This window comes from Guptibacillus hwajinpoensis (assembly GCF_020171785.1).
In the GTDB taxonomy this organism is placed as follows: Bacteria; Bacillota; Bacilli; order Bacillales; family Guptibacillaceae; genus Guptibacillus; species Guptibacillus sedimenti.
In genome coordinates this window covers 131,678-145,788 of the sequence record NZ_JAIVAE010000007.1, presented here as the reverse complement: position 1 = coordinate 145,788, position 14,111 = coordinate 131,678, and the positions used below count along the sequence as shown (strand labels likewise).

The following is a 14,111-nucleotide window of genomic DNA, read 5'->3' as shown; positions in this document are numbered from 1 at the left end:
ACATTATTATATAAATTGTATACAAAAAATATTGAATCCTTTTCATTAACCCTTTTTAACTCTATAATTTAAGATAGAAAAATGGTTCAATAAATGGTTCATTAAAAACCAAATTGTTATTAACAGGAGTTCATTATGAAAAAAAACGCTTCACAATCGGCCTATCTGCATGCCTATGAGAGTATTCGAGATAAAGTTTTGAATGGAGAGATTGCTGGCGGCACTAAGTTAGTAGAAGAAAAACTGGCTAAAGATCTTGGTGTGAGTCGTACTCCTATAAGAGAGGCAATTCGTAAGCTTGAGCAAGAAGATTTGATTCAGGATAAACGAGTCGTCCTCCCAACTGAAAAAGATTTGAGAGAAATTTTTCAAGTCCGTATTCTTTTAGAAGGTTTTGCGGCACGCGCTTCAGCTACTTATATGAGTGAAGAAGCGATAGAAGAGCTACAAAAATGTGTAGACATTGGAAGAAATGGAACAACCGAAGAAATTATGAAAGCAAATAAAGCCTTTCATGAAATAATTTTAGACACGAACAATAACAAGGTGATGATTAAAATAATGGATCGAATGCAATCGATTATTTACCTCTTCCGTAAAACCGTTGTCTACCATAAGCGGCCTCATCTAATTGATGAGCATGAACAAATTTGCAACGCGATTCGGAATCGAAATCCCGAAGAAGCAGAAGAACTTATGAAGAAACATCTTGAAGCTGACCTCGCTTTTTTCTTACATTTTATGGGGCAGGATTAGCCTTACACTTCAATGCCTATTAGAGTAGCAAAGAAGGCTGCCCCTTATCAGGGACAGCCTTCTTCATCATTTCTTACCTTTTAAAAATTCGCGCATATAGTGGTTCACCACTTCCGGTTTCTCATGATGCGGGGCGTGGCTTACGCCTTCCATTCGGTGAATCGTAAGATCATTAACATATTCTTCTAACCCGTCAAGATTGCTGTTTTCAAAAGCGGGATCTGCATCGCCCCAAATGATTAACGTTGGCGAATCAAACATTTGATATGGAAGTTCCAATGGCTTTTGTACGTGCTCTTCGAACGGATAGAATGAAATAGCCCGGTAATAGTTAAGCATTGACTCCATCGCATCCGGCTGTGTCCATGCCTCTATGTATTTCTCTTCATCTTCTTCGGTTAAATAACCTTTTTTCTTTCCAGGAATCGTCATCATCTTTCTTAATCGTTCTGCGTTATTTTCTATCAGCGCTTCATGAGAATCAGGTCGTTGGAAAAATGCCATATAGCTACTATCTTCTCTCTGCCCTGGGTTCTCTGCTAACTCTCGTCTAAATGTATACGGGTGAGGTGCATCGAACATGATTAGTTTGTTCACAAATTCAGGTGAGGTGTAAGCTAACGTCCAAGCTACCGCTCCGCCCCAGTCATGGGCGACTAAAACGCAGTCCTTCTCCCCAAACGCTTCAATCAACTGTTTTACATCCTCGACTAGAATGGACATATCATATGAAGAAACACCTTCAGGTTTGTCAGATACGTTGTATCCTCTCATATCAACAGCAACAACACGATAATCCTTCGAAAACTCTTCCATCTGATGATGCCAGTTGTACCAGAAATAAGGGAAACCATGGAGAAATAGCATCAGTTCCCCTTCTCCTTCTGTTACGTAATGAAGGTTGACATCATTCACTTTCACAAAGCCATCTTTCATCATTTCATCCACCCTTTCTTAAATAGACTGTTAACATCGAGACACTTTACTCCTCTTCTATTTGATGTGCAATTAGGAGGTATCGTTTTCTGGATAAATAGGAAATATAACCTAATAACAGTGGGATGAAAGTGTGATGATATTCCTACTAAACAGAGGGAGTACAAATTCAAAGGATCATCAGTCGCTTTCGCTATTTCTACCTTACTTCCTATATATTCTATTTTTGACCCCTTTCATACTTTTAACTGAGGTATAATAATCAACAAAGAGTATGAAGGAGGAGATGATTATGTTTTGTCCAAAGTGCGGGACGAAAAACATGGAGAATGCTCGGTTTTGCAGCCAGTGTGGTCACTCATATGCAAGGGATCAGCAGAGGAGTCGATGGTGGTTGACCGGTATCATCCTTACCTTTTTATTAATAAGCGGTGTCTTTATTTACGCTTTCGTTCTTGATAAAGAACGAACAGACGAAACAACAGGAGAAGAGACAATTCAATCCCCAGTCGAAACCATCTCTGAATCTACTAAACTAGAGGAAGAACCAAAAGAAGAAAAAGAAGCGAGTCCCCAAACAACACCAAGCGTTCCTAAGGAAAAGAGTAAGTCAGAAGAGAAAGTCCCCTCCCCTCAAACACCTATAGAAAAAGATAAGAAAGAAATTATACGTGAAGCACAAACAAAAGTGTATACCATTTTAACGGAGGATCAGCTTGGTTCTGGCTTCTTGTTTCAGGATAATGGAACAGTTGTAACCAATGCACATGTAGTGGCAGGCGATATTGATGTTATTTTACGGGACCAGGATGGTCGAGAAATGAATGGCAAGGTGATTGGGATCTCAAATCAGTATGATGTTGCTCTAATTGAAGTAAAGAATCTAAAAGGGACTTCTCCTCTAGAGATGGAAATGAAAGAATCAGAAGTTGGAACAGAAGTAATCGCACTTGGAAGCCCTCAAGGATTAGAAAACACGGCATCAATCGGATATCTCACCGGGCTAGATCGGTCATTTGAATCCGAGTTTCAATATGAAAACGTCTATCAAATCGATGCCCAAGTTTCACCCGGGAGCAGCGGGGGGCCTTTGTTAGATGGAAAGACAGGAAAAGTGATCGGCATTAACTCCGCCCTGTTAACGAGCGATGAATCCATCGCCTTCTCGATCCCCATGTACACGATGACGGAATTATTAATGAACTGGTCGAAGTCTCCAATGGATGAAACTGAAGTTGCAAGTACCTTTAACTTATACAATGAGACTTCAGCGTATGAGGAAGGTGCGGAAGAGGCAGAAGAAACGTACGATGTTCCATATGACGAAGCGAGCCTCGCTAACTTTATTATTAATTTCAGAGGAAACTATGAAACAGCATTGCGAAAGGAAGACTTTGGTTATATTGAAGACCAGCTTCTATATGACAGTCAGGCCTATTATGAAATGGCTAATTACCTAGACGAGATAAGCGGTCAGGGCATGGTCTTTCAATTCACGTTAAATGATATAACCAATATTGACATGCAGACCGATCAAGCAATCGTTAGCACCTATGAAGTTTTTGATTTCATGAATGCGGCAGGAGAATGGAGCGTGTATGAACGAACTAAAGACTATTATGTGGTAACAGATGAATATGGGGATTATAAGATTAAGCACATTGAGATTTATCAATGAGCAAGAACTCACCAGCTCTCTTCTCCTTTAGATATTTACCTGGATTTAACAAACTAGAAAGGAGAAACAGAATTAAGGCTTTTCAGAGAACTATCCACAGAGCAAAGTCGCCTTAAGCGACTTTGCTCTTTTTTAATCTAACTCTAGGAGCAACGCATTTCCATTTTCACTAACTTTAATAATGGCCATCGTTTTATCCTCAACCACTTGCCCTTCTCCTTCAGGAATAAAGAAACTCTCTATCCCATATTGGACATCATGATCTGAATAGGTGATGCCATTCACGACAACGTCCTTATCAGATGGTTCATATGGTTTATTCCAATTACCTTCGATTTTGTAATATCCTCCATACTCATATGTTTTTTCTGAAGTAGGTGAAAGGATAACTTTTATTTTTTTATTAGCAGGAAGATTTGTGGCACCAGGTAACGTTGAGATATCATAGCGCAGCGTCACATAATCCCCTTGTAACATCGAGCGGGGATCAACTGGTGTAAGAGCAAGACGGATCTCTTTCCCAGATTGAAGCGCTACCTCATTTTTTATGCCATTATAGGCGACGAACGAAACCATTAGGATAACGACTAACCAGATTGATTTCCATCGATTTGCGACGAAAGTGGATTCTTCAACCGTTGTTTCTTTATACTTTCGTGATACGGATTGCGTAATCACTAGTACAACCAATCCCGCTACCACCAGCGTAATCGATTTATGAACGAGCGACCATGCGATGTCATAGTATTTGTAGATCAGAAACGCATACCACAACACGAGCCCCACCCAATAGCGAAATGAATTAGACTGCCACGGTTTGTAAAAGACGAGAAGCGTGGTTAGAACAAGAAACACGCTATTTAAAAGCCAATATAACCACTGTCCTTCAAAGAAAAACGTTAAGATAAACAGGGGCACGATACTATAAACGAGCGCGTTGAGATTAAACCAACCGTCACTTCCGAGAATATGAACCAATCCGTTACCCAAAACAAGAATAAGCAACAGCAGTGGTTCATAAGAATCCATCGAAAGTAAGGATTCTTCCACCTTAAATAAAAATAAGAGAAGTACTCCATTTGCCAGTAGATAGGCATACGAACCAATCCATGCGTTCGTGATGAGTTTAAGTACAGCACCGATCGTACAGAATGAGATCAACATCACAACGATCGTTTCAGGTTGAAAACCATTCGAAAATGCGTCTATCAGGTTAGCTGATGAGAGGATTGATAATCCAGACAGCAGAAGGATCGTTGACAAAAACGGGATTTTCTTTTTTAGTGCGAGACCAGGTAGTAATAAAAGTAAAAGAGATGAGAACACAAATGCAATGGCATTATCCCAGCTAAAGATAAGAAACAGAATGCCCGAAAAGGCTGAAATTAACATCACTGTACAGACTACCGTTACCACAAAAAGGATGGATGATTTAAACACCCGTTTCCAAGTATCCGAACCCTTTTCACTTCGTTCCAATCTAGGAAGATACTTAGTGGTTAGAAACACAATGATCCCTACCACAACTAATAAGAAAAACGGCAGAAGGTCACCAAGTACATCGCCTAATCCTTCTAACATTTTCCCAAATAGGAATAATCCTAGAGCAATTCCTGATAAGATAAACAGTTCCCTAGCTTCTCGATGTTTCCAAAGAAACACGTTGATTACTCCGTAGCCAATGTAAATCCACGCCAATAGCATACTGTATTCCCAGTAGCCAAAACTTGAAGCGATAAAGACAAGTTGAATCAAACAAAAGCTGCCAAACATAAGCCAGTTTGAACGGAGCCATGAGGAGCTCGACAGAAAAAACCACGCATGAGTGATAAGTAGATAGACGAATACTAGAATTAGTGCTGTCTCTGGCTTCCAATCTGGAAAATAGGACGTTGGAAACACATAGAAATAAAAAGCGAGCTGACTTAATAAAAAACTCAAAACATAAAATGCTTTGTATCCCGTAAGTATTCCAAAAATCACCGCAGGAACCATCCAAATCAGATATAGGACATACGAATCCGCGTGTGAATTATACGTTTGACCAATAAGCGCAATACTAACCCCAAACGCGATCGTTCCAATCAGCCAGAGCCATCTTTCTAGAAATCGTTGGGAATGTTGGAAGCGGCTAAGGAGAGTTGCTACGACAAAGAACAACAACATCAACCCAATCGCCAGCATGATCTTTTCGATCCTTCCGATCCCTTGCCAATTCGAAGCGAAGAAATAGATGACGCTACTGATCAGCAGTGATAAGCCTAGTAAATAGCCTGTATGAATACGCTTTAGAGTCATGAGCTTCTCTCCTTTCAACGTTTAACAGAGGTTACGTTAGTTCAAGTATATGTCGATTAAATTGTTACTAACTCAAGTATACTAAAAACCTTACAATCCATACCCTCATAATATAAAAGCGGCATCAAGATCATCCTGTCTTCAATACTGGCGGTGGTTTTCTTAAATGCCTTATATGAAAAACCCTCTTGCTGGAGCAAGAGGGTTTTTCATCAATATCATTTAATTAAATGTACATTGATATAAAAACAATAGATTCATCTTCACAATTTTCTTCAACAAGGAGCTAACTCGTTTTTTATTCATAATCCGTATACCCATTTATTTGAGGATAATATTCTTCAGAAAAATTGCACCCCTATGTTGCCACAAAAGACAAAGGAGTTGTGATAACACAATATATATAATCGAAATCAAATATCCTGAATACGTTTAGCTTTCCAATTTAATCTCACATATATAGATTGATAAATTCACTTTGACTCTAAGTCTTTCTTATAATTATGTCCCGACACGAATCACATTCATAGAACGTTCCGATAATTTTTGAAAGATTTCGTTATCCATTTTTTGATCAGACAGAATATGATCAACTATATCCAATTCCGCAAATCGAGAGAATGCCTGGATCCCAAATTTGCTATGATCCACCATTACAAAATTGATCTCCGCACTTTCTAGCATTTTTCGCTTGATACGTGCTTGTTGTTCATTGGATTCACTGATACCTCTTACTAAGTGAATACCTTTACAAGATATAAATGCTTTATTGACATGGTAATCATCTAAAGATGATTCTGCTAGAGGCCCTAAATAGGCCATTGACCTTGTATTTAGTATTCCACCGGTTGATATGATTGTAATTTCTTTCTTCTCACTTAATTCAATTGCAACTTTAACTGAATTCGTAACCACAGTTAAAGGAACATTCGGTAAGGCTTTAGCCATGTAATATGCTGTAGTACTCGCATCTAAGATAAGGCTATCCCCTTCAACTACATGTTTTACCGCTTCAATACCAATATCTTTTTTCTCTTGGACATTGATAACCTTTCTTTCTGAGTAAGGAATCTCATGAGAGCTTTGGTTTATTTTAACGGCTCCTCCATGACTTCTTCTTAATTTCTTATCCTTTTCAAGCTTCTCTAAATCCCGCCTTATCGTTTCTTCCGTTACAGAAAACATTTGACTTAATTCACTTACACGAAGGCTATTTTTTTCATTGACGGCATCTACAATTTTTTGCTGCCTTTCTGCCACAAGCATAGGAAATCGACCTCTCTATTTTCGCCATCTTTCTTGTAAAGTAGTGTTAATGTCTTATTATTTCATCTGGCTTCTTTCACTTTAAGAGAGACATATTGTCTTCCCATAGTTAGATGGCAAAGTTTTTGATCACAATGAAACCTAGTATAATTACAATCTAGAAAAACGTATGCCTTGTAACATATAAGACACTTAACTATCATTGAAGATATACACACGCGTCAACATCACAACTTGAATGGGATCGTTCCTTCCTGGTCAACTTCATATCCCCACTTGTTAATATAAGCTTCTCCAGGTAAAAAATCATCCTTTCTCTGTTTTAATAACCGCATTAATCTTTGATCCAAATCTTTTTGAAGCTGTTCATATTCATGTAGATCAACTAAATTTTCTGTTTGCAATGGGTCCTCTTTATTGTCATACAAGAGCCATGGCCCGTTCAAATCCTTTACATAAGTATAACGTTCTGTCCGAATTCCTCGATACTCTCTCCCATTATTGGCTCGAACAAATTCCCCAAAAGGGTGTGGACACATAATCAATGCTTCATCAATTTGAAGTGTCATTTCTCCACGGAGATGTGGGGCATAATTGGTCCCTTCCACCGTCTCAGGAATAGGCAGATCGCATAATCCAAGCAAGGTAGGCATAATATCTGGTGTGTTAAATGGAATGCTAACTTTTCTTGCATTATCATCGAATTCACGCGAGTATTGAAGTAAAAACGGTACACGTATCGATTCATCCCAAGGTCTTTGCTTTCGTGTTTCTCCATGAGAGTGGAGCATGTCCCCATGATCGGACGTGTATATAAATATTGTATCCTCTAATATCCCTTTGTCTTTCACTGTTTGCATTAAGTCACCAATACAATCATCTAAGGCAGAAATGTGGGCATAATAACCTGCTAACTCCTCCCTGGCCTTTTCTTTATATGCTTCTGGGATATTTTCCTTTAAAGTTATTTGTTGTGGATCATACATATCCTGATAATTTTTCGGAGCGGTTTTATAAGGATCATGCGGCGGTCCCCACGACAGGACAAGTATAAAAGGCTTATCATCATTATATTCAGAGATATAACGTTGCGCTTCTTTGGTCTGAGCGAATGCATCGTAACCTTCCCATTGCTTTAACACACTTTCATTGTCATAATATTTTGATCCATTGTAATCATGAGTACAATTCAACACACACCAATGATCAAAACCCTGTCTCCTTTCTCGGGGAATAAACTCACTTCTATTTGGGCCATCTAAATGCCATTTTCCAATGTAAGCTGTACTATAACCTCCATCTTTAAAAGCTTTGCCTAGAGACACGGCTTGATTGCTTAATTGAGCATCATTTAAAAATACCCCGTGAGTTAATGGGTATTGTCCGGTCATTAAACTTGCACGATACGGCGCGCATACTGGCATGCAAGATACAGCTGTGGAAAATTGTAGTGACGTATCTGCTAATTTATCCATATTTGGTGTCTTAACATTGGGATCATTCTCATATCCTACAGCATCAGCTCGATGTTGATCACTGAAGATATATACAACATTAGGTTTTTTTGCGTTCATACCAGGTCCTCCTCGCATATTATCCTCTAGCTCTTTATTTAACTATTATTTTCCAAGCGATTGATCTCAAAAAATTATGTCATTTACTGACAGAAAGTGATATCTTGATAGTAGTTTTAAGGTTTAACCATCATTCAAATTATCAAATAGAAAAAGAAGCGGTTTGTCTGCTAACTTTTCCTATGGACAGGACAAGCAATCCGGGAGATAAAAAAGAGAACTATTCATCCTCAGCTATTATTTTTAATAATTATTTTCTTTCTCTTCTAGTCTTCGAAATGCATCATAACTAATAAACATTATTGAAACTATTAAAATACTGACAGAAAAATATGGAAGCAAAATCGGAAACTTAACATTCATAACTATAAGAAGAAAAGATGTTATAAGCATGAGGAGAGTATGAATAGGGTAAGCGATACTTACAAAAATGGCATTCTTTAAATATTGAAAAGTTTTAGAGTTAAAATGTACTAAAACCGGAAACAGGAATATAACAACAAAAAAGTAAATAAAAACTAACGAGAACAGTAGAATTAACAACAAAGTTGATAACCAGCCATCAATATTTTGAACAATTCTTAAATCGAGGTACAGGATAAAACCTATAATGACAATTAAATATCCTAATACATTTGATCTAATAAATTCACTTCGATATGATTTCCAGAAGGTTTTAAAAATAGGTATTTGTGTATCACCTAATCGCCATTTTCTCGCCACTGCAAAAACACCAGTTGTGGCTGGAAAAATACCAAGAAACACTAGTCCTGCAATAGTAAACGCTAGCCATAAAATATTGATATATGCTATCCTCATAATCCATTCAGATATTCGGTATAAGCCTCCCATTAAGCCGTTCATTTCCATAAGGCTATCTCCCCTTAAATACGTTAGTTATCTCATTTCACCTATATATCAAAGAGTATCTAATATTTTGGGATTATTATTTATATAGACCAGTGAGCTCCCTCCCATGGTTTTGTTAACTTTTAATTTAAGGGAAACTCACTTCTGTTCTATTCTATTAACCCACCAAAATTATCCAATCGTTTCGCTAACCAATGCTGTTTGTTGTACAACCTCATTTAAGTGAACTGTGTTAAAAGGCATAGGGGGGTCTTCAGTCATTATTGTGTCCAATAAATCACCAACTTAGCAGGACCCATCAAACCAGCAGGAGCTGGATTGATTCGATTAAAATCACTATTAACTGCAGCTCCTATCGTATTCGTTACCTCGACTATCAGTGTATTTATTCCTTCTTGCAACAAATTTCTTGGCACCTTCCAAACATATGGTGGGCATATCTTGCTAGACAACTTATGGTCGTTGATTCTCATTTTAGCCGTTTCATAAACTTCACCAAGGTCTATGCTAGCATGACCATCATAAATCTTTTCCAACATTTCGGTATCCATTATAAATTTACATTCATAAGAGATTGTACCACTAAAAGATTCAAATCCTTCTTGTGTAATCCAGTTTCCGGGATCCGGAAGGGGGTTACTATCAACTAAGGATGAGATAGGGCTGTTGATATGAGTGCTTTTCCAGTCAGTTAGGGGAAGAGCGTACATTTCAGATACGTGTACTAAGTTATCTTGACCATCTCGTGTTATAAAATCATTATATTTGATACTGCCTATCGGCACGTTGAGATCGTCTAGACCATTCGGACGGAATACAATAAATACACCCTCATAAGGAGCTAATCTCATCGAAATAAACGTTTTTTCACCGACATGATGATAAACAGGCAATTGAATGACAGTACCGCTCATCGCATCCCAAATTTCTGGTGTTCCGGAAGCGCTAAACATAACCGTATCCTCAAATACTGATTGTAAGCTCTCATTATTGATAAAGAAGATATCAAATTCACTCCGTTGATAGTGGCAAAAACGAAGTTCAGGGAATTCATTCTTCAATTGCAAGCTTCTCAAATATGGATAGTGATCAAGAATGTCAGGCAAATTGCATAAACCAACAGGTTCTTCCTTCTCGGTTAAAGATAATAGTGATGAATTTATCAGAGGATGATTTCCCCCACTGTCTTTCTTTACTCCGCACTCTACCTGAAGGAGAAGTCCCCCAGAATCGCGAAATTCTAAAAGTCGCTCGAGAACCTCTACTGGTAGAGTTTCTATCCCAGGCAAAATAACACATGAAAACTGATGCTGAGCAATACATAACTTACCTTCTACAAGACGACACCGATCATGATTCATTAATAAATCCATTGAAAGGATGTCAAAATCATATTGATCTTTCATTAGTTCCTTAGTAACCTTATCAAGCAAAGTTTCATCACCAGCCCAATGTGACTCAGCAGGATACAATACAGCGATTTTTGATACGTGCTCTGAACGCTTTAGCATAAGGCAAGATCTGTTTGCATAGTCGGCCCATTTTCTAAAAAATTTCCATTGCGGGTTATTACCACCTGCATAAAAATGTGGTGGACAATCTTCGTCCGGAAAGATAGGAGAAAATGCATGCGGAACATACCAGTTTGTACCGCGTACGGTCATCCAATCTGTCAGCCATTTCATCTCACGAAGACCAAGGTCCCAACCATAAGCTCCAAAATTCTCACACATAACCAAATCGGTTCCTATTTCAAGATGGGCCTGAGATTGTGCCAGCTTACCCAGTGTGTAATGAAAAAAATCAGGATTTGAGGCTTCTCGATAGTGAGAAAATTGAGGGTAATTTTCTTCGTAAGGCTCCAACTTTTGCTCTGAATCAACTTGACGCAGTACGAAATCATAGCCACCCATATCAAAGTGGCGAGTTGCACGAAAGTAATGCCCAACTCCATACCCATGGTGCATGTGAGCTTGGTTATCTTCAACTACATGCCCAATAAAACTTACTCCTTCTGTATGGCACCAAGATTGGATTCTTGCAAAAAAATTCTGAGAGAATAGTTGGGTAATCGTATCCATAAAGTCGAAACGCACCCTAGCAGCACGACCGTCAGTATGCTCGTACCACAGCCACTCAATTTCATCGAATAAGTCATATCCTTTATTTTTGTAAAACGCCTCACGCATAGATCGTGTCCAAGGCATACAAGGGGTATCTTCACCAAATAAAACATCATAGGAAGCAAAATTTTCAAAGCTTGTCTCATCGCCAAAGAATCCTTGGATAATATCACCAAAAATATGACCGTAACGTTCCTTTGTTTTCTCATATGTTAAATTAATAAAACAATCGGTAACATTTGGATCCAGGTAATCGACCATTTTCTCATACATTCGACCGCTCCACGATGGTTTTATACCTATAACATGGATCATCCAAGATGTCGTTTCATTAACTACTGAAGACTGCCATAACAATAAGTTATCTAAGTCATTAAAACGTTTACATAACTCCCATTGGAGATCACTATGTTTATCGTATGGCACACACACACATTTAAATATCTTGTCAAAAGTATTTAAGTTTTTAATATCAAACTCTTCCTCTAAAGGATTCCAATATATAGACTCTTTTACGAGCACTTTCATTCGAGCCTCAGGCATACTCTGGAGCACTTTACCACCTGCAATACCTGATGGATAATATTCTTCATCAAATATCCAGACCTTCATACCTCTTTTCTTCGCTTCATCTATGCAAATGTCAAGATCTCTCCACCAACCATCTCCCAAATAATCACGATGCGGACGTGATTCAATAATAAATCCTCCACACCCACCTTCATCCATGGCAGCAATTTCTTGACGAATTGAAGATGCATCCTCTCGTGGGTCTCCATGCAACCATAGCAATGGAAAAAGACTACTCGGCGGAGAAGTTGAGGTGAACTGCTCTTTCAATTCTATATAATCTTCCATATACCTACTCCCTCCTACGTTGTAAAACCCCAAAGTTATAACTTGCTAAAAAATTCGTTAATATAAAGATCAGTTTAAATCTATTAGCGCATAATATATTTTCTTCATCTGAATATTCAGACATTAGATCCCGTAATTGATTTAACTTTGCAACGGTTCTAACCCCACTTTTCCTCTCAGACTGTTAAAAGCTGGAGCTTTTGCCCAAACAACTGCCAAGTGCATTAACAGTTCTGTCTTCAATTGTTCTCGGATTTTGGCAAATTCATCATTTGAATATATATTAACAAACTCTCTAGGATCTTTTACTATATGATAAAGTTCCCCTTGAATTTCATGGGAAGCCTCTCCAGCATCCCCAATTGCACCTTCTAAATAAAGAATCAGTTTCCATTCACTTGTTCTCCACATATATGCTGGAGCAGCATGAACCGGTACTCCTTTACCATGAAATTCACAAAACGAACCCTTCCGTAACTGATCATCCAGTAAATTAAGACCAGGAAGCATCGGATTCCGTTTCAAGCCTGCAACGGTAGATAACGTAGGTACGAGATCTGTCAACTCGGCTGGCCTATCATCTGTGATTCCACGTTTGTTTTGATGAATAAAAGAACCTGATAGAATAAGCGGAACACGTACACTGCTTTCATATAAGCAATATTTCGAAAAACGGAAACGTCGTTCACCCAACATCTCCCCATGATCCGAACAGAATACGATCAAAGCATTGTCTAGCGCACCATGCTCCCGCAAACTTTCTAAAACCTGACCGAAATAATGATCCAGCCATGAACAATTTGCCCAATATCTCAACGTTGTGCGCCGGCGTTCTAGTGGGCTCATTGCCTCCCATACATCTCGCTTCTCATGATAATCCTTAAGACTTTCAGGGTTCAGAGCATCCGTTGATGAGAGATGCGTATCCGCTTCCATATCCCAGGGTGGCTGCTCTATGTCAGGGATGGATTCAAGGCTATAAAGATCCTCAAATTCTTTAGGAACATTAAAACCTGCATGTGGTTTCAAAAACGACAAATACAAAAACAATGGTCTTTCTGTATCTATCCTGTCTTCTTCAATAAATTGCAAACATTTTTCAGCTACCCACCCATCGCGATGATAGTTCATTGGAATTTTGCTGGTGCGGCCGATATACCCATTTGAATTCTCTTCTCCCGCTCCATAATCTTTGGTTTCATCCGTGTAGGCTTGCATCCGCTCCGGATGCGTTTCCCCCATCATGACAGCACCTTGTTCGTAGTGCCCATTAGACCGAGTCAACCCTACTGCACGATGCTCGAATCCCCGTGAGGATGGTTCAGAAATTTCATCTGTATTATGATTCCAATGCGTCTTACCAAATCCTGCTGTCTGGTAACCTGCTTTTCGCATGAGCTCCGGAAGTGGCTCAGATGGTAAAGCATTTTCATCAGTAATTCCGTCATAATTAGTTCGGACGCCTAATTGTGACGGATACAAACCATACATCATGGAATAGCGGCTCGGGACACACATAGGCGCTTGACATGTCGCTTGGCTGTATACAATTCCCTCATCAGCTAATCGATCAATATTTGGAGTATGAATATGTTTATTGTATCTTCCTATACAATCCCATCTTTGTTGGTCAGTCATTAAAAATATAATATTTGGCTTCAAGTCTATCAACCCCTTTACAATAGTAAAACGAACACTTCTAATAGATTATTTCACTTATCTTTCAGACTGTAATTGTATATTTTTTGAGAT

The 14,111-nt window shown here is 38.6% G+C and carries 9 protein-coding genes; 2 read left to right on the top strand and 7 right to left on the bottom strand.

Annotated features, from left to right (window positions below):
* Window positions 1–135 precede the first annotated feature (135 nt).
* Entirely contained in the window at window positions 136–756 is a 621-nt protein-coding gene (locus LCL91_RS11665) for a GntR family transcriptional regulator (RefSeq protein WP_194219120.1), read from the top strand.
* Window positions 757–822: 66 nt separating this feature from the next.
* Here LCL91_RS11665 and LCL91_RS11660 read toward each other — a convergent pair whose 3' ends face one another.
* Window positions 823–1,692, bottom strand: a complete 870-nt coding sequence (locus LCL91_RS11660) for an alpha/beta fold hydrolase (protein ID WP_194219119.1) — start codon at window positions 1,690–1,692, stop codon at window positions 823–825.
* Between the two features lie 274 nt (window positions 1,693–1,966).
* Between LCL91_RS11660 and LCL91_RS11655 the strand changes: the two genes are divergently transcribed.
* Window positions 1,967–3,370, top strand: coding sequence for a trypsin-like peptidase domain-containing protein (locus LCL91_RS11655; protein WP_369522951.1), 1,404 nt, complete (start codon window positions 1,967–1,969; stop codon window positions 3,368–3,370).
* A gap of 132 nt (window positions 3,371–3,502) precedes the next feature.
* Here LCL91_RS11655 and LCL91_RS11650 read toward each other — a convergent pair whose 3' ends face one another.
* From LCL91_RS11650 to LCL91_RS11625, 6 genes are all read right to left on the bottom strand, one after another.
* Complete coding sequence (locus tag LCL91_RS11650) at window positions 3,503–5,668, bottom strand: GDYXXLXY domain-containing protein (RefSeq protein WP_224882562.1); 2,166 nt, start codon at window positions 5,666–5,668, stop codon at window positions 3,503–3,505.
* 501 nt (window positions 5,669–6,169) lie between these two features.
* Complete coding sequence (locus LCL91_RS11645; protein ID WP_224882560.1) at window positions 6,170–6,934, bottom strand: DeoR/GlpR family DNA-binding transcription regulator; 765 nt, start codon at window positions 6,932–6,934, stop codon at window positions 6,170–6,172.
* A gap of 227 nt (window positions 6,935–7,161) precedes the next feature.
* Complete coding sequence (locus LCL91_RS11640) at window positions 7,162–8,508, bottom strand: sulfatase family protein (RefSeq protein ID WP_224882558.1); 1,347 nt, start codon at window positions 8,506–8,508, stop codon at window positions 7,162–7,164.
* A 243-nt stretch (window positions 8,509–8,751) separates the two neighbouring features.
* Window positions 8,752–9,378, bottom strand: a complete 627-nt coding sequence (locus LCL91_RS11635; RefSeq protein WP_224882555.1) for a YesL family protein — start codon at window positions 9,376–9,378, stop codon at window positions 8,752–8,754.
* 260 nt (window positions 9,379–9,638) lie between these two features.
* The gene (locus tag LCL91_RS11630) at window positions 9,639–12,359 is read right to left on the bottom strand and encodes a glycosyl hydrolase (protein WP_224882552.1); all 2,721 of its coding nucleotides are present in this window, start codon (window positions 12,357–12,359) and stop codon (window positions 9,639–9,641) included.
* 141 nt (window positions 12,360–12,500) lie between these two features.
* Window positions 12,501–14,021, bottom strand: a complete 1,521-nt coding sequence (locus LCL91_RS11625) for a sulfatase family protein (RefSeq protein ID WP_224882550.1) — start codon at window positions 14,019–14,021, stop codon at window positions 12,501–12,503.
* Window positions 14,022–14,111 lie beyond the last annotated feature (90 nt).